A 17,387-nucleotide genomic window follows, 5' to 3' on the forward strand; every position below is an offset into this window, starting at 1 on the left:
GAGAATGGCCGGCCCGCGGGGTGCGGACCGGCCATTCTCGAGTAGCGCGAGTCCGGGCCGAGCGAAGCCGGCCCGCCTCGCAAAAAATCAGTTCCGGGACTTGTCGACCAGCGCCTTCTCGGAGATCCACGGCATCATGCCGCGCAGCCGCCCGCCGACCTCCTCGATCGGGTGGGCGGCGAGCTTGGCGCGCGTCGCCTTGAACGAGGTCTGGCCGACCTTGTTCTCCAGCATCCAGTTGCGGGTGAAGATGCCCGACTGGATGTCGTTGAGGACGCGCTTCATCTCGGCCTTCGTCTCCGGCGTCACGATGCGGGGGCCGGTGACGTACTCGCCGTACTCGGCGGTGTTCGAGATCGAGTAGTTCATGTTGGCGATGCCGCCCTCGTAGATGAGGTCGACGATCAGCTTCACCTCGTGCAGGCACTCGAAATAGGCCATCTCGGGGGCGTAGCCCGCCTCGACGAGGGTCTCGAAGCCGGCCTTGATCAGCTCGACGAGGCCGCCGCAGAGCACGGCCTGCTCGCCGAACAGATCCGTCTCGCACTCTTCCTTGAAGGTCGTCTCGATGATGCCGGCGCGACCGCCGCCATTGGCCGAGGCGTAGGACAGGCCGAGATCGTGCGCGTTGCCCGAGGCATCCTGCGCGATCGCGATCAGGGTCGGCACGCCGCCGCCCTTCAGGTACTCGCCGCGCACCGTGTGGCCCGGGCCCTTCGGGGCGACCATCAGCACGTCGAGGTCCTTGCGCGGCTCGATGAGGTTGAAGTGGACGTTGAGGCCGTGGGCGAAGAGGAGCGCGGCGCCTTCCTTGAGGTTCTTCTCGAGGGATTCCTTGTAGATGTCACCTTGCAGCTCGTCGGGGGTGAGCATCATCACCACGTCGCCCCACTTGGCGGCGTCGGCGACCGACATCACCTTGAAGCCCTCGCCTTCCGCCTTCTTGGCGGTGGCCGAGCCTTCGCGGAGCGCGATCACGATCTCCTTCACGCCGGAATCGCGCAGGTTCAGCGCGTGGGCGTGGCCCTGGCTGCCGTAGCCGACGATGACGACCTTCTTGCCCTTGATCAGGTTCAGGTCTGCGTCGCGATCGTAATAGACCCGCATGGCGGCTTGTCCTTTTCGTGAGGTATCGATGAGTGCGCTCCGGCGCCCTCGTTCGCGCGGCCGTGCGATGGCGGCGCTTTTAGCGAGGCGATCCCCTTGACGAAAGGGGAAATCGCCGCATGGCAGCCCTCGCGGACCGTTCGTCCCGCCCCGCCGTCAGGCTGGCAGAGGCAGCCCCTCCCGGGCGAACGCCCGCTGCACGGCCGGACGCTCCGCCATGGCGCGGGCATGCGCCGTCCAGGCCGGGAAGCGCTCGGCCATGTCGAAGCCCAGCGCCGGCCCGCGGCCCCAGGTCCAGAACAGGAGCAGGTAGGGATCGACCACGCTGTACCGGCCGCCCACCGCCCAGCCGCCGTTCGAGAGGCGCACCTCCGTCATGGTGCAGAGGTCGCCGAACGTGTCGGCGCCCTTGGCGCGGATGCCGGGATGAGCCGCCTCGTCGGCGCTGTAGCGCTCGGCCCGGCGGATATGAGCGTAGGCCGGGTGGTGGTTGGTGGAGAGCCAGCCGAGCCACTCGTCCGCGACCGCCTGATCGCGGAGGCTCTCGGGCCACAGCCCAGCCTCCGGATGCGCGCGGGCGATGTGGCGCAGGAGCGCGGTGTTCTCCGTGAGCACCCAGCCGCCCTCGTCGAGGGCCGGCACGCGCCCGCGCTCGTTGACCGCGAGGTATACCGGCGCCCGCTGGTCGCCGGCCTGCAAGTTGAGGCGCACGGTCTCGAAGGGCGCGCCGGTCTCCTCCAGCGCGATGTGCGAGGCGAGCGAGCAGGCGCCCCGGGCGTAATAGAGGGTGCGGGCGGTCATGCCTGATCCTGCGTGCTGGTCCGGGTCCTACAGGGGCTCCGCGCCCCGCCCCATCGCGGCGATACCGGTGCGGCAGATCTCGACGAGACCGATCACGCTCATCAGGCGGATGAAGCGGTCGATCTCCTCCGTCGTGCCGGTGAGCTCGAACACGAAGGAGTTGAGCGTCGCGTCCAGCGTCTTGGCGCCGAAGGCGGCGGCAAGCCGCAGGGCCTCGCTGCGATGCTCGCCCTGGCCCACCACCTTCACGAGGCAGATCTCGCGCTCCAGGGCGTTGCCCTGGAGCGTCAGGTCCACCACCCGGTGCACGGGCACGAGCCGGTCGAGCTGCGCCTTGATCTGCTCGATCACGGCGTTGGTGCCCGTCGTCACGATGGTGATGCGGGAGAGGTGGCGCGCCTCCTCCGTCTCGGACACCGTCAGGCTCTCGATGTTGTAGCCCCGCCCCGAGAACATGCCCGAGATCCGGGCGAGCGCGCCCGGCTCGTTGTCCACGATCACCGCGAGGGTGTGCCGGTTGACGGTCTCGACCCGGACCGGCTCGGGGTAGTGCGTGTTCATCGCGTTCATCGTCCTGCTCCTCCCCGAACCCTCAGACCAGCATCTTGCCTTCCTCGGAGATCACGTCCCCGAGTTCGACCCCGGTCTCGCCGAGATAGTCGGAGAGCAGCATCTCGTTGTGCGCCTTGCCCGAGGGGATCATCGGGAAGCAGTTCTCGGTCTTGTCGACCACGCAATCGAAGATGACCGGCCCGTCGTAGTCGAGCATCTCCCGGATCGCCGCATCGAGGTCGCCCGGCTTCTCGCAGCGGATGCCCTTGGCGCCGTAGGCCTCGGCGAGCTTCACGAAGTCCGGCAGGCTCTCCGAGTAGCTCTGCGAGTAGCGCGAGCCGTGCAGCAGCTCCTGCCACTGGCGGACCATGCCCATGTACTCGTTGTTGAGAATGAAGATCTTGACCGGCAGGCGGTACTGCACCGCGGTCGAGAGCTCCTGGATGTTCATCAGGATCGAGGCCTCGCCCGCGATGTCGATGACGAGCCCGTCCCGGTGGGCGAGCTGCACGCCGATGGCGGCGGGCAGGCCATAGCCCATCGTGCCGAGGCCGCCGGACGTCATCCAGCGGTTCGGCTCCTCGAACTTGAAGTACTGGGCCGCCCACATCTGGTGCTGGCCGACCTCGGTGGTGATGTAGGTCTCGCGCTCCTTGCAGGCCTCGTAGAGGCGCTGCACGGCGTATTGCGGCTTGATGATCGTGCCCGAGGGCCAGTAGGCGAGGCACTCGCGGGCCCGCCAGGTGCGGATCTTGGAGAACCACGCTTCCATCCGGTCCTTGTCGGGGTCGGACGGCAGGGCCTGCCACGCCTCCAGCATGTCGGCGAGCACCGAGGCGCAATCGCCGAGGATGCCGATATCGACCTTGACGACCTTGTTGATCGAGGAGGCGTCGACGTCGACGTGGATCTTCTTGGAATAGGGGGCGAAGGCGTCGAGGCGGCCGGTGATGCGGTCGTCGAAGCGCGCGCCGATGCAGACCATCACGTCGCACTCGTGCATCGCGAGGTTGGCCTCGTAGGTCCCGTGCATGCCGAGCATGCCGAGGAACTTGTCGTCGGAAGCCGGGAAGGCTCCGAGGCCCATCAGGGTCGAGGTGACGGGGAAGCCCGTCGCCGCGACGAGCTCGCGCAGGAGGCGCGAGGCCTCCGGACCCGAATTGATGACGCCGCCGCCGGTGTAGAAGACCGGCCGGCGCGCGGAGGCCATCAGCTCGACGGCCGCGCGGATCTTGTCGGCGTCGCCCTTCACGACCGGGCGGTAGGTCTTGTGCCCGTCGAAGCTCGGACGCTCGTAGAGCCCGCTCGCGAACTGGATGTCCTTCGGCAGGTCGACGACGACGGGCCCGGGCCGGCCGTGGCTCGCGACGTAGAACGCCTCGTGCAGGATGCGCGGCAGGTCGTCGATCGATTTGACGAGGTAGTTGTGCTTCGTGCAGTGGCGCGTGATGCCGACCGTGTCGCATTCCTGGAACGCGTCGGTGCCGATGAGGTGCGTGGGCACCTGGCCCGTGATGCAGACGAGCGGGATCGAATCCATCATCGCGTCGGTGAGGCCCGTGACGATGTTGGTGGCGCCGGGGCCGGACGTGACGAGGACGCAGCCGACCTTGCCTGAGGAGCGGGCATAGCCCTCCGCCGCGTGGACGGCGCCCTGCTCGTGGCGCACGAGCACGTGCTGGATCGCGTCCTGATGGAAGAGCGCGTCGTAGATCGGCAGCACCGCACCGCCCGGATACCCGAACAGCGTATCGACACCCTGATCCCGGAACGCCCGGATGACCATTTCGGCCCCGGTCATGACCTCGCCGCTCATCGTCTTCCTCCTTGAACCCGTTCTCGAACTCCGTTGCGCTTCGACCCGGACGCGGGCAACAAAAAAGGGCCCCGATCGGGACCCTGCATGCGCCACCGCCCGGATCGCGGCCCTGGCTTCAGGGCCGCCCCGTCAGTGGCGCTTCCGTTACGATAAGGATGTGACGCATCGGGGTGACGTCTCGAACCTGTTCGACCCGCTCTGGCAGCAGAGTCGCTAAAAGTGTTGGGTCTCTTAGCGGAGGGGACCTGTCGGGTCAACGGCGGAGACCGCGAATATTGCGCCACATTGCCGGGCTCCGAGCCGCGGCCTATTGGAACGCCCCAGGACCTCGCAAACCGCAACCCGCACGAAAGCGACGACCCCCGTGGCGCTGCCCGAGACGGCCTACACCCGGGCCTCCTCCTACCTCCTCCTCGACGTCGCCGGGCAAGCCTGCGCGCTCCCCCGCGAGGCGGTCCGCGAGGTGCTGCCGCTGCCCGACCTGTTCCAGCCGCCGACCGGCGGCTCCTGGCTCGCGGGCTTCCTGAACCTCGGCGGGAACCCGGTGCCCGTCATCGACCTCGCCCGCCTGTTCGGGCTGCGGGCGGGACGCTCCGATCCCGGCCTCTACGCGCATCTCGTCGTCGTGGCGGACGGGGGGCGTGCCCTCCTCGTCGACCGGGCGAGCGACCTCGTCAGCGTGACCCCCGACGCAGTCCGCGCGGTCGAGCCGGGCCAGACGCTCAACGGCTGCGTCGAGGCGGAGATCACCGTACGGGGCCGCCTCGTCCATGCCCTCAGCCTCGCCCGCATCCTGACCGAGGAGGAGAACGGGCGGGTCGAGGCCCTGGCCCGCGCCGCGCGTTCCCGCCTCGCCGACCTGCCGGCGGCCTGAGCCCGTTGGCCCGCGACCCGTCACGGGAGGAACTCGCCCCGCGGCGGGCGGAACGGCGCGACCCGTTCGCCGATCCCGGCTACGCGGATCTCAAGGCCGAGATCATCGCCCGCACGGGTCACCAGTACTATGCCGACAAGGACGGCCTCCTGTTCGACCGGCTCCGCCGCCGCTTCCGCGCGAGCGGAGCGGGCGACGCCACCGCCTACCGCGCCCTCCTCGCGCAGGGCCAGGACGGCGCCCGCGAATGGGCGGCGCTCGAGGCCGAGATCACCATCGGCGAGACCTTCTTCTTCCGCTACGCGGAGCAGTTCGAGGCGCTGCGCGAGACGATCCTGCCGGGCCTGATCGCGGCGCGCGAGCCCGAGCGTAACCTCAAGGTCTGGAGCGCCGGCTGCTCGACGGGCGCGGAGCCCTACTCGGTGGCGATCCTTCTGCGCGAGATCCTGGGGGAGTCCCTCCCCGCCTGGCACGTGGCGATCATGGGGACCGACATCAGCGCCGCGGCGCTCGCGACGGCGCGGGATGCGCAATACGGGCGCTGGGCCCTGCGCACGATGCCGGCGGAGGCGCGCAACCTCTACTTCCGGCGCCTGCCCGCGGAGCCCGGCGCAGCCCGCGAGGGCGGCTACGCCCTGCGCCCCGAGTTCCGCCGCATGGTGCGCTTCGAGCGGCAGAATCTGCTCAGCCTCCTCGACGGCAGCGCACCCCCCCGTTTCGCGGAATTCGACCTCATCCTCTGCCGCAACGTGCTGATCTACTTCAGCGCCGAGACGGTGGCGGGGATCGTGCGGGCGCTCGGGCGCCGGCTGCGGCCGGGCGGCTGGCTGCTGATCGGCCATGCCGAGCCGAACCCGGCCTTCGCCGACTGGTTGACCCCGGTGCACCTGCCCGGCACCGTCGCCTATCGCCGCCTCGACGAGGCCGTGCCGGCGCCGACGGTCCGGCTGGCGCCGCCTCCCGCACCCGCTCCGCCCGAGCCGTCTCCCCTCCCTGAGCCGCCGCCGCGCGCGCGGGCGGCGCCGCCGCCGCCCGAGGCGGAGACCGGCGCCCCGCCGCCAGCGGAGACGCTGCCGCCCGAGGAGTTCCCGTCGCTCGGGGAGGTGCTGGAGCGGGTCCGGTCCCTTGCCGATGCGGGCGAGACGGCCGAGGCGTGGCGCGGCGCCCGTGCGGCCGTGCAGGCCGGTCTGACGGACCCGCGGCTCCTCCTCTACGAGGGTCTGCTCGGCCTCAGCCTCGGGCGCGAGGCGGAGGCCGAGCGCTCCCTGCGCGGCGCGCTCTACCTCGATCCCGGATTCGTGATGGCCCACTACCATCTCGGCCTGCTGCTCGCCGCCCTCGGCCGGCCGGGGCCGGCGCGGCGGGCCCTCGACAACGCCGGCCGCCTGAGCGAAGCGCTTCCCCCGACCCTGGTGCTGCCGGAGGCCGACGGTGCGACCGCCGGCGAGATCGCCGAGAGCGCTCGGCTGGCGAGAGCCCGCATCGGCTCGCGAGCGGGCTGACCGGCGACCGCAGGGAATGAGGAGGCCCGCGTGAGCGCGAACGGACGACGACAGGACGAGGCGGACCGGATCCGCGCCCTGCGCGAGGCGCGGACGCTGGCGCTCGCCCGCCGGGGCGAGGCCGTCCGCGCCGAGAGCGAGGGCAGCGCTTTCCTCGTCTGCGCCTGCGGGCCCGAGCGCTATGGATTGCCCCTCGCCGAGGTGGCGCAGGTGGTGCCCGCCCGCCCCTGCACCGCCCTGCCCGGCGCGAGCCCCGCTCTCTTGGGCCTGGTCGCGCTCTCGGGCGGCATTGTCAGCGTGCTCGACCTCGCCCGGGCGCTCGGCCGCGGTGGCACACCCGCCGAGGGGGGCACCTCGTCGTCCTGCGCGGTACCGCCGTGCCGGTGGCGCTCGCCGTCGACCGGGTGGTCGGCACGGGCCGCATCGGAGGGGCCGAACCCGAGGGGCCCGCACCGGCTGCCTCCGCGCTCGCCATCGGCTTGGGCAGCGAGGCCGTTTCGGGCTATGCCCCCGCCCGTCCCGGTTCCGCCGGGGCTGGGGACTTCGCCCTCGTCGACCTGCCGCGGCTGCTGCGGCGCTACCTGCCTTGAGCGCGGCCATCGGGGCTCGTCCCCGGCCCGCCGCCGCATTCGGAGCCTGAACGCGTGTCGCTCTCGATCGGAAAACGGATCCTTCTCGGCTTTGTCGCCGTCACGCTGGTGATCGTCGCGCTCGGCCTCTACGCGCTCGGCCAGATCGGGGCCGTGCGCGACACCACGGACGCCATCGTCACCCGCGATCTCTCCGTCGCCCGCAAGCTCGACGATCTCGCCAACCGGGCCCGCGACATGGGCATCCTGCGCCGCAACGCGGTGATCACGGCGATCACCGGCAAGCGGGCCGCCGACACGGAGGACCCGACGCTCGCTTGGCGGCGGGCCGCCGGCGAGACGGAGGTCGCCCTCACCGCCCTCGTCCGCTCGACCGACGAGTTCCGCGCCACCTCGATCTCGCCGGAGCGCTCGGCCATCTGGAAGCGGATGAACGAATCGGCCCTTGAGGCGGCCGCCGCCTTCCGGCAGCTGCGCAGCGGCAGCGAGACGCAGCTCGCCGCGGTCGCCGAGAAGAACATCGAGGCGGTGGAGACCCGCAACGACGACCTCAACCGCACGCAGGACGTCTTCCTGCGCGGCATCGACCGGACCCGCGACATCCTCGACGAGGGCATCGCCGCCGGCCAGCGCGGCGTGCGCGACATCTACGATCGCAGCCGCATCTCGGTCGGCCTGACGCTCGCCGCCGCGATCCTGCTCGCGATCCTCGTCACTGTCCTGATCAGCCGCGCGGTGGTGCGCCCGCTGGAGCGGGTGATGGAGTTCGCCGAGCGGGTCGGCTCAGGCGATCTGTCCCAGACCCTCGACGCGCGCGGCACCGACGAGATCGGCCGGCTCGGGCGCAGCCTCAACGGCATGGTGGCAGGGCTCGCCGACCTCGCCCGCACCAACCGCGCCGCCACCGCCGACCTGAACGCCGCGGCGGCCGAGATCCGCGCCTCCGCCCAGGAGCAGGCGGCCTCCGTCGAGGAGCAGTTCGCCGCCGTTCAGGAGACCGCCGCGACCGTCGACGAGATCACCCATTCGGGCGCACAGATCGGCAAGCGGGCGAGTGAGGTGATCGCCACCGCCCAGGCCACCGCCCAGACCTCGAAGGCGGGCCTGCGGGCAGTCGCCGACACGGCCCGCGCCATGGAGGCCATCCGCGAGCAGGCAGAGGCTGTGGCCGGCAACATCGTGGCGCTCTCCGAGAAGACGCAGACGATCGGCGAGATCATCACCACCGTGAACGACATCTCGGAGCGCACCCACCTCCTCGCGCTCAACGCCGCCATCGAGGCGGCGGCCGCCGGCGAGGGCGGGCGCAGCTTCGCCATCGTTGCCGCCGAGATGAAGCTGCTCGCCGATCAGGCGAAGAGCGCGACCGCCCAGGTCCGCTCGATCCTCGGCGAGATCCAGCGGGGCATCAACACCTCGGTGATGCTGACCGAGGAGGCGGTGAAGCGGGCCGCCACCGGCAAGACCCGCTCGGACACGACCCAGCGCACCATCGAGGAGATCACCGCTCGCGTCGAGGAGAGCGTACAGACCTTCCAGCAGATCGTCGCCTCGACGAACCAGCAGCAGCTCGGCATCGAGCAGGTGATGGGCGCGCTCCAGAATATCCGGCAGGCGAGCCAGCAGACGGCGGCCGGCACCCGCGAGGTCGAGTCGGCGTCCGCCAACCTCACCGAGCTCGCCCAGGCGCTGATGTCGCTCGCCGAGCGCTACCGGCACTAGGGTCCGCCGCGCCCGATGGACATCCGCCAGCAACTCCTCGCGGCCTTCGAGGTCGAGCATCGCGAGCACATCGACGCGATCCGGGCGGCGCTCGCCGGCGGCGCGGAGGGGCGCCAGCCAGACTGGAACGACATCTTCCGGCGTGCCCACAGCCTGAAAGGCGCGGCCCGCGCCGTCGATCTGCCCGCCGTCGAGGCCGTGGCCCATCGCCTCGAGACCCTGTTCGAGCGCATCGTCGCGGGCGCCACCGCCCTGGACCGCGAGGCAACGAGCGCCACCCACCTCGCCCTCGATCGGATCGAGGCCTTCGTCGCGGAGCTGAAGGGCTCGGACACCCCCGGGATGCCGGGCGATGCTATCGCCGCTCTCGACCGGCGCCTCGGCACGCCGGGTCCGGAGGCACGGACGCCGCCCGTGCAGGCCCCGAAGCCGGATGCCCCGCGCGAACCCGTCCCCAGCTCCCGGCCGGCGCCGGCGCCCAGGGCGGCGGCCGAGGCAGAGACAGCCCAATCCCTCCTGCGCGTGCCGGCGGATGCCGTCGAGGCCCTGATGCGGGCGACGCACGATCTGACCACGAGCCTCGGGGCGAGGCGATGGTCGGCGACGGTCTGGCGCGCCTCGCCCGCGCCGCCGCCGCCCTGCGCCGCCGCGCCGAGGCCGGCCGTGCGGGCGGGACGCTCGCCCGACTCGGCGGACCGGGACGCGCGGCCGATCCGGACGCGATCTCCGCCGCCCTGGACGCGCTCCGCACCGAGCTTCGCGGCATCGAGGGTGGGCTCGCGGCGCTCGCCCGGGAAGCGAGCGAGCTCGCGCGTCGGCAGGCCGGGGCCTCGAGCGCCATTGACGGGGCAGCGGCGCGGGTGCGCGTTCAGGCCGAGCGCCTCGCCCTGGTGCCAGCCGAGACCGTGTTCGGCGGCTTCGCGCGCTCGCTCCGCGAGACCGCCCGCGAGCAGGGCCGCGAGATCGATCTCACCGTGACGGGCCTCGATCTGCCCCTCGACCGGGGCCTCCTGCAGATCCTCAAGGATCCGGTCCTACACGCGCTCCGCAACGCCCTGAGCCACGGCGCCGAGCCGCCGGAGGCCCGCCGCCGCGCCGGCAAGCCGCCCGCGCTCGCCATCGGCTTCGAGATCGGCGTGCGCGGCGGGCGCCTGCACATCGCCATCCACGACGACGGGGCCGGCCCGAACCTCGCCGCGATCGAGGCCAATGCCCGCCGCCGCGGCCTCCTCGCCCCCGGCGAGGCGGCCGAGCCCGACGCGCTCCTCGGGCTCGTCTTCGAGCCCGGCTTCTCGACGGCTCAGGCGGTCGACACGCTGTCGGGTCGGGGCTTCGGGCTGTCGGTCGTCGCCGATGCGGTGCGATCCCTGCGCGGCAGCGTGCGGCTCGAGGCGCGGGAGCCCTGGGGCACCTCCCTCGTGATGAGCCTGCCGATCTCGGCCTCCCGCCGCACCCTGCTGCTGGTCGAGGCGGGCGGCACGGTCTACGCCCTGCCCGGCGCCGCGGTCGAGCGCCTGCTGCGCCACGAGCGCACGAGCCTCGGCCGGGCGCTCGGGCGGCCGGTCCTGTCGATCGAGGGCGTGGGTGCGGAGCGGACGCTGCCGGTCTACACCCTGTCCGAACTCGTCGGCGTGCCGATGGCCGAGCCTGCGGAGGCCGGAAGCCTCATCGCCGTGCTGCTGCGCCCCGGCGGCGGCTTCGTGCTCGCGGTCGAGGCGCTGCGCGACGTGCGCACCCTCCTCGTGCTGCCCGCGCCACCGATCGGCGCCGATGCCGCGATCGTGTCCGGCACCGTGATCCTGCCCGGCGACGTGCCGGCGCTCGTTCTGGATCCGGAGGGGCTTGCCGCGCGGGCCGCCGAGGCCAGATCAGCCGGCATGGCGGGCGGCGCGGCGGAATCGCGCGCCGATGCGGGCGGAACGGGCGGTCCGGCGCCACGTTCGACGATTCTCGTCGTGGACGATTCCATCACCACGCGGACCTTGGAGAAGGGAATCTTGGAAGCGGCCGGGTACCGCGTGGTCGTCTGCGTCGACGGGCAGGACGCCCTCGACCGGCTGCGCGCCGATATCGAGACGGTCGACCTCGTCGTCGCCGACGTGGAGATGCCGCGCCTCGACGGGTTCGGCCTCCTCAAAGCGCTCCGCGCCGACGAGGCCTTCGCGCGGCTGCCCGTCATCCTGATGACCTCTCGCGGCGAGGCGGAGGATGTGAACCGCGGCTTGGAACTCGGCGCGGACGCCTATCTCACCAAGCAGAAGTTCGACCAGCGCCAGCTGCTCGACACGATCGGGCAGCTGCTGTGAGCGGAGGGGCGGCTTTGGGTGGGCCGGTCCGCGTGATGCTCGTCGAGGACAGCCTCGTCGTGCGCCACCTCCTCACGCACATCGTGGGACGCGACCCGCGCCTCGTCCTCGTCGCGGCCGTGGCCTCCGGCGAGGAGGCGCTGGAGCAGATCGCGGCCGTGCGGCCCGACGTGATCTCGATGGACATCAGGCTGCCCGGCATCGACGGCCTGGAGACCACCCGCCGCATCATGGCCGAGCACCCGACGCCCATCGTCGTGGTGGCGGATGCGGTCGAGGATTCGTCGCTGCGCATCTCCATGAACGCGTTGCGCGCCGGCGCCCTCTCGGTCGTCGAGAAGCCGGTCGCCACGACCCATTCGGGCTACGACGCGGTGGCCGGCGAGATCTGCACGCAATTGCGGATCATGGCCCAGGTGCCGGTGATCCGGCGCCGGCCGATCGGCTCCGAATGGGCAGGGCGCCGCGCCGCGCCTCCGGCCGCGCCGGAGGCCACCCCGTCGGACCGGCCGACGGTACTCGCCATCGCGGCCTCGACCGGCGGCCCGCCAGCGCTCGCCCGCGTCATCGGGGCCCTGCCGGAGGATTTCCCGCTGCCCATCCTCGTCGTCCAGCACATGGGCGCGGCCTTCATGGAGGGCTTCGCCGCTTGGCTGAACGGGGTGGTGCCGCTGCCGGTCGCCCTCGCGCAGGACGGCGAGCGGGTGGTGGGCGGCCGGGTCTACGTGGCGCCGGGCGATCGGCACCTCGAACTCGGCGCCAACGGCATCCTGCGCATCCTCGATGCGCCCCCGGTCGGAGGGCAGCGGCCCGCCGCCACCGTGCTGTTCCGCTCCCTCGCCCGGCAGGCCGGCCCGCGCGGCATCGGCGTGCTGCTCACCGGCATGGGCGAGGACGGGGCGCTCGGCCTCCTCGAGATGCGCCGGGCCGGCGGGGACACGATGGCCGAGCACGAGAGCACGGCCGTGGTCTACGGGATGCCGGCGGCGGCCGTGCGCCTCTCCGCCGCCCGGAGCGTGCTGCCCCTCGACCGCGTCGCCGGCCAGATCCTGCGGGCTGTCCAGCCGGACCCGCAGCCATGAGCGAGGCGGCGCCCCCGCGCCTCTTGCTGGTGGAGGATTCCGAGACGCAGGCCCTGGAGTTGCGCCTGCTTCTCGAGAGCCGCGGCTTCGCGGTGGAGCGCTGCCCGACCGCGGAGGCCGCGCTCGACCATCTCAACACCAGCCTGCCCGACCTCGTGGTGGCCGATTATCACCTGCCCGGGATGAACGGGGACGAGTTCACGCGGCAGATGCGCCTGTCGCTGCGCACCCGCGCCCTGCCCCTCCTGATGCTGACGGGCGCCCGCGACGGCGAGCGCCAGGGCCTGGAGAGTGGGGCCGACGCCTACGTCGCGAAATCGGCCGACCGCGACCTCCTGATCCTGCGCATCCGCGCGCTCCTGCGCGAGCGCAAGGGCGGCGCGTCGGCCGAGGCGCCGGGCGTGGCCGCCTTCCGGCGCGGGCGCGTCCTCGTGATCGACGGCAGCGCCACCTACCGCACCTTCCTGGCCGGCCTCCTCGCCCAGGAGGGCCACGGCGTCACCGCCGCGGACGGGCCGGACGCGGCTCTCGCCGCCCTCGACGCGCCGGGCGCCGCCTTCGACTGCGTGACGGTGGATCTCCTCGGACCCGCTTATGACGGGCTCGACCTGTGCCGGGCGATCGACGCGCGGCGCGCCTTGGCGGAGAACGGGGCGCCCTTCCACCTCGTCGGCATCGCCGGCAGCGCGCCGGCCAAGGACTTCCTCGTCGCCGCCTTCGCGGCGGGCGCCGACGACGTCGTCTCGAAGGCGGATGGCGACGTCCTCGTGATGCGGGTGCGCGGGCTCGTGCGCCGCCGCCTGCTGGAGGAGGACAACCGCCGCATCGCGGGCGAGTTCGGCGATCGTGAGCGGGCGCTGGAGCGCGCCCGCGCCGAGGCCGAGGCGGCGGAGGCCCGCGCCAAGCTCGCCGGCGCCCTTGAGCAGGCGAACCGGGATCTCGCCGACGCCAACCGCAAGCTGACCGAGGCGCAGGCGAAGCTCGTCCAGGCGGCCAAGATGGCCTCGCTCGGTGAGCTCGTCGCCGGGATCGCCCACGAGATCAACAACCCCCTGGCCTTCATCCTGGCGCATCAGGGCACCGTGGAGCGGCTCCTCGGCGAGGTGCCGGCGCCCCCGGGCGACGCGCTGGCCGAGCGCTCGCTCGCCAAGGCGCGCGACCGCGTCGGCTCGATGCGGATGGGGCTCACCCGCATCCAGGATCTCGTGCTGAACTTGCGCAAGTTCTCCCGCCTCGACGAGGGCGAGCGCTCCCGGGTGAATGTGCCGGACGCGATCGAGACGGTGTTGGCCCTGATCCAGCACAAGCTCGGCGGCCGCATCGCGGTGGAGCGGGACTTCGCCGGCCGGGCCGAGATCCACTGCACCCCCGCCCTCCTCAACCAGGTGGTGATGAACATCCTCGGCAACGCCGCCGACGCGATGCCCGAGGGCGGCACGATCCGGGTCGTGACCGAGAGCACGGAGGACACCGACGTCATCCGCATCAGCGATACCGGCCCCGGCATCACGGAGGACCTGCGGGAGAAGATCTTCGAGCCCTTCTTCACGACGAAGCCCGTGGGCTCCGGAACCGGCCTCGGGCTGGCGATTGCATACAGCGTCGTTCAGGCGCATAGCGGCTCGCTCACCGTCGAGACGGCGCCAGGAGGTGGAGCCTGCTTCGTGATCGGCATTCCACGGCAGGCGGACAGCGCATGACGAGAGGCACGATCCTGGCCGTCGACGACGAGCCGGACATCCTGATCGCCCTCGAGGACCTGTTCGAGGATACCTACCGGGTCGTCACCACGACGAAGCCCGCGGAGGCGCTGGCCAGGCTGGTCGATGATCCGGACATCGCCGTGATCCTCTCGGACCAGCGCATGCCCGGCATGACCGGCGACGTGATGCTGGCCGAGGCCCGCAGCTTCCACGAGGCACAGGCGATCCTGCTCACGGGTTACGCGGACATCAGCGCCGTGATCGCGGCCCTCAACCGCGGCGGCATCACCGGCTACGTCACGAAGCCGTGGGATCCGGCCCTCCTGCGCCACACGGTCGGCAACGCCTTCGAGCGCTACCGGCTCGGGCGCGATCTTGCCACGGAGCGCGCCCTGCTGCGCGGCCTCCTGGAGCATTCCGAGGACGCCATCTCGTTCAAGGACGCGCAGGCGCGCTTCGTGCGCCTCAACGCCCGCAAGGCGGCGCTGCTCGGCACCGATGCCGGCTCCTGCCTCGGACGCACCGAGGCCGAGATCGCGGGCGGGCGCGGTGCTTCGGCCGAGCGGGCGGACGCAGCCGCGATCGCCTCCGGCGAGGCGGCGGAGAGCCTCGACGCGGAAGGGCCGGCCGGCGCCGAGCGCTGGAGCCAGGTGACGCGGGTGCCGATCCGGGGCCCGTCCGGCGAGGTCGCGCATCTCGCCACGATCGAGCGCGACGTCACCGAGCAGAAGTCCCTGGAGGCGCGGCTGCGCCAGTCGGACAAGATGCAGGCGCTCGGCACCCTGGCGGGCGGCATCGCGCACGATTTCAACAACCTCCTCACCGCGATCCTGGGCAGCCTCGAACTCGCCGGGCCGAAGGTCGGCGACCAGCCGCGGGTGCGCCGCCTCATCGACAACGCCACCCAGGCGGCGCAGCGCGGCGCCTCGCTGACGAAGCGCCTGCTCAGCTTCAGCCGCTCGCACGACCTGCAGGCCCGCTCGACGGACGTGAACGCCCTGATCGAGGGGATGGACGCCCTGCTCGGCCGCAGCCTCGGCGGGCTCGTCACCGTGACGACGCGGTTGCGGCCCGGATTGCCCACCGCCCATGTCGATCCGGACCAGCTCGAACTCGCGATCCTCAACCTGTGCATCAACGCCCGCGACGCGATGCCGGAGGGCGGCGGCATCACCATCGCCACCGACCTTGCCGACATCGCCGACGACCCGGAGCTGACGCCGGGCTCGTATCTGGCGATCAGCGTCGGGGATAACGGCACCGGCATCCCGCCCGAGATCCTGCAGCGGGTCTGCGAGCCGTTCTTCACCACCAAGGCGGTGGGCCAGGGCACCGGCCTCGGCCTCGCCATGGTGTTCGGCCTCGCCCAGCAATCGAAGGGGCGCCTGCGGATCGACAGCGCGATCGGGCGCGGAACCCTGGTGGAACTCGTGCTGCCCCGGGCCGAGGCGGCTGCGGATGCCGAGGCTGCCCCGGCCGCCGAGGCGCCCGTCGCAGCGCGACCGGCCCGCATCCTCGTCGTCGACGACGACGAGGAGGTCCGGCACGTCACCGCCTCCTTCCTCAGCGATTTCGGCTACCGCGAGACCGAGGCGCCCGATGGCAGCGCGGCCCTCGTTCTCTTGGAGCGGATCCGCTTCGACCTCGTCGTGGCCGACCTCGCCATGCCGGGCATCACGGGTGTCGAGCTTGCCGCGACCGTCCGCGAGCGCTGGCCGGGCGTGCCCGTCCTGATCCTGACCGGGCATGCCGAGGCGATGCAGATCCCGGACGACGTGCCGGTGCTGAAGAAGCCATTCGGCTCGGCGGAACTCGCGGCACGGGTCTCGAAGCTGCTGGAGGGCGACGCGGCCTGAGAGCCGTCCGCGGCAGCCGTGCCGGGAAGTCCTAGTTGCCGCGGCGGGCGCCGCTCGCGGACGAGAGAGCGGGCCCTGCCGTCATCCGCAAGTGGTGAGCTGGTTGGCGCAAGTGCGCGGCATCCAGCCCCGATGCACGGCCCCCGAGGGCATCCGCACGTCCATCTCGATCCAGCGTCCGAGGCAGCCGCGCAGGGCCTGCGCCTGCCCCGCACCGAAATTGTCGAGCGCGCTCGGGCCGCCCGGCATGTTGTCCACCCGCGCCACGATGCCCGAGAGCGGATGCGGGAGGACGTGCAACTCGCGGTATGAGAGCCCGGTAGCGAGCTTGGAGCCGTGCACCCAGCCGGTGCCGGAGAAGGTCTTGCGCGCCCGCGATCCGAGCTCCTCGGGACCGAGGGGATAGGATCCGCTCGTCACCCGGAACCAGCCGTCCCGCGCGCCCGTGATCTCGAAATCCAGGCCGTAACCGCCGAGCTTGGGCACCCGCATCAGGCTCGTGGCCGTCGCGGCTGGCGCGGCGCGCAGGTGGAGACCGGCCGGATCGTCGTCGTCGCCGAAGGCCGAGGTGGCGCAGGTGGCCGTGCCGTCCGCCTCGAAGCGCATCGGCGCGGTCCGGCCGGGTTCCTGCCCCTCGGGGGGAGCCGGCAGCGGCTGCGCGGGCCGGCGCTTGCCGAGTTCGAGCACCCCCGAGGCGTGGACCACGAGACGGTAGATGGCGAGCTCGCCGCGGATCGCGGGTCCGGGCCGGCGCGGATCGAGGGGCTCGAAGGCGGCGAAGCGCGCCTCCATCGTCCGCGGCTCGAAGCCGACGAGCTGGCCGAGGAGGCGGCCCTTCGCCTCGGCCCGCGCCGCCGCGACGACCTCGCGGATGCGCGTCTCGCGCCAGCGGCCGCCGAGCTTCACGACGGCGGGGTTCTCGACGCCGCCGACCCAAAGCACGACGGCCTCCCCCACCTGGGCGGCCGCGGCGGTCCACGGCCCTTCGAGATGCGGCACCGGCAGCGCCTCGCCCTCGGGCCAGGCGAGGTCGGCGAAGTCGGGCTGGTGGCCGGGGCGCTGACGGGTGACGATGCGGCGCGTGGCACCCTCTGTCTCCGTCACGACGACCTCGCCGAGGGCCGCGCCGTCCGGGTCCGATGCCACCATCTGCAGGGCGGTCAGCGTCGCGGCGCCGAAGCGGCCGAGATCCTGCCGTCGCCAGACCGTGCAGGCGAGCGGCCCGTGGCGCGGGGGCGCTGCGCTCGCCGAACACGTCCCGTCATCGGAGAGATGAAACGTGACCGTCTCTGAAGCGGCGGGGCCGGCGGCCAGCGCGACCAGCGCGAGAGCGAGGAGCCCGCTGAGCAGGCGGAGGGGCGATTGGGGGCCGAGCACGAAGGACCTCGCCGGGCGCGCCTGTCGATCGGGCGAGGATCGCACGCGATCCCTTCCCGATCCGTTGCGGCCCGCAACGAGAAAGGGCGGCCTCTC

The 17,387-nt window shown here is 72.3% G+C and carries 12 protein-coding genes and 2 pseudogenes; 9 read left to right on the top strand and 5 right to left on the bottom strand.

Annotation, left to right across the window (positions count from 1 at the left end; genetic code table 11):
• Positions 1 to 87: 87 nt before the first annotated feature.
• The 4 genes from ilvC to DK389_RS30805 form a co-directional block, all read right to left on the bottom strand.
• Entirely contained in the window at positions 88 to 1,107 is a 1,020-nt protein-coding gene (gene ilvC, locus DK389_RS30790; protein WP_109895508.1) for a ketol-acid reductoisomerase, read from the bottom strand.
• A 156-nt stretch (positions 1,108 to 1,263) separates the two neighbouring features.
• Entirely contained in the window at positions 1,264 to 1,908 is a 645-nt protein-coding gene (locus DK389_RS30795; RefSeq protein ID WP_109895510.1) for a glutathione S-transferase family protein, read from the bottom strand.
• Positions 1,909 to 1,935: 27 nt separating this feature from the next.
• On the bottom strand, positions 1,936 to 2,478 hold the full coding sequence (gene ilvN / locus DK389_RS30800) for an acetolactate synthase small subunit (RefSeq protein ID WP_109895512.1): 543 nt from the start codon (positions 2,476 to 2,478) through the stop codon (positions 1,936 to 1,938).
• Between the two features lie 22 nt (positions 2,479 to 2,500).
• A complete protein-coding gene (locus DK389_RS30805) occupies positions 2,501 to 4,276 on the bottom strand; it encodes an acetolactate synthase 3 large subunit (protein WP_109895514.1) in 1,776 nt (591 codons plus the stop codon).
• A gap of 367 nt (positions 4,277 to 4,643) precedes the next feature.
• Between DK389_RS30805 and DK389_RS30810 the strand changes: the two genes are divergently transcribed.
• The 9 genes and pseudogenes from DK389_RS30810 to DK389_RS30845 all read left to right on the top strand — a co-directional run bounded on the left by DK389_RS30810 (position 4,644) and on the right by DK389_RS30845 (position 15,914).
• A complete protein-coding gene (locus DK389_RS30810) occupies positions 4,644 to 5,153 on the top strand; it encodes a chemotaxis protein CheW (RefSeq protein ID WP_236960466.1) in 510 nt (169 codons plus the stop codon).
• A gap of 5 nt (positions 5,154 to 5,158) precedes the next feature.
• Entirely contained in the window at positions 5,159 to 6,655 is a 1,497-nt protein-coding gene (locus DK389_RS30815; RefSeq protein ID WP_109895516.1) for a CheR family methyltransferase, read from the top strand.
• 210 nt (positions 6,656 to 6,865) lie between these two features.
• Positions 6,866 to 6,937: pseudogene (locus tag DK389_RS35365) on the top strand (chemotaxis protein CheW); the annotation flags it as partial.
• 95 nt (positions 6,938 to 7,032) lie between these two features.
• Positions 7,033 to 7,245: a hypothetical protein gene (locus DK389_RS35370; RefSeq protein WP_335645567.1), complete on the top strand. Its 213-nt coding sequence runs from the start codon at positions 7,033 to 7,035 to the stop codon at positions 7,243 to 7,245.
• A gap of 54 nt (positions 7,246 to 7,299) precedes the next feature.
• On the top strand, positions 7,300 to 8,967 hold the full coding sequence (locus DK389_RS30825; RefSeq protein ID WP_109895518.1) for a methyl-accepting chemotaxis protein: 1,668 nt from the start codon (positions 7,300 to 7,302) through the stop codon (positions 8,965 to 8,967).
• A gap of 15 nt (positions 8,968 to 8,982) precedes the next feature.
• Positions 8,983 to 11,273 (top strand): annotated as a pseudogene (locus DK389_RS30830) (hybrid sensor histidine kinase/response regulator).
• A gap of 35 nt (positions 11,274 to 11,308) precedes the next feature.
• Positions 11,309 to 12,355, top strand: coding sequence for a chemotaxis-specific protein-glutamate methyltransferase CheB (cheB, locus tag DK389_RS30835; protein WP_109895520.1), 1,047 nt, complete (start codon positions 11,309 to 11,311; stop codon positions 12,353 to 12,355).
• Positions 12,352 to 14,055, top strand: a complete 1,704-nt coding sequence (locus tag DK389_RS30840; RefSeq protein ID WP_109895522.1) for a response regulator — start codon at positions 12,352 to 12,354, stop codon at positions 14,053 to 14,055. Before cheB ends, DK389_RS30840 begins: the two co-directional genes overlap by 4 nt.
• Positions 14,052 to 15,914: a response regulator gene (locus tag DK389_RS30845; protein ID WP_109895524.1), complete on the top strand. Its 1,863-nt coding sequence runs from the start codon at positions 14,052 to 14,054 to the stop codon at positions 15,912 to 15,914. The genes DK389_RS30840 and DK389_RS30845 overlap by 4 nt, the downstream gene beginning before the upstream one ends.
• Before the next feature lie 81 nt (positions 15,915 to 15,995).
• Here the strand turns inward: DK389_RS30845 and DK389_RS30850 are convergent, their stop codons facing one another.
• Positions 15,996 to 17,291: a hypothetical protein gene (locus DK389_RS30850; protein WP_109895526.1), complete on the bottom strand. Its 1,296-nt coding sequence runs from the start codon at positions 17,289 to 17,291 to the stop codon at positions 15,996 to 15,998.
• Positions 17,292 to 17,387 lie beyond the last annotated feature (96 nt).

Source organism: Methylobacterium durans (genome assembly GCF_003173715.1).
GTDB classification, from domain to species: Bacteria; Pseudomonadota; Alphaproteobacteria; order Rhizobiales; family Beijerinckiaceae; genus Methylobacterium; species Methylobacterium durans.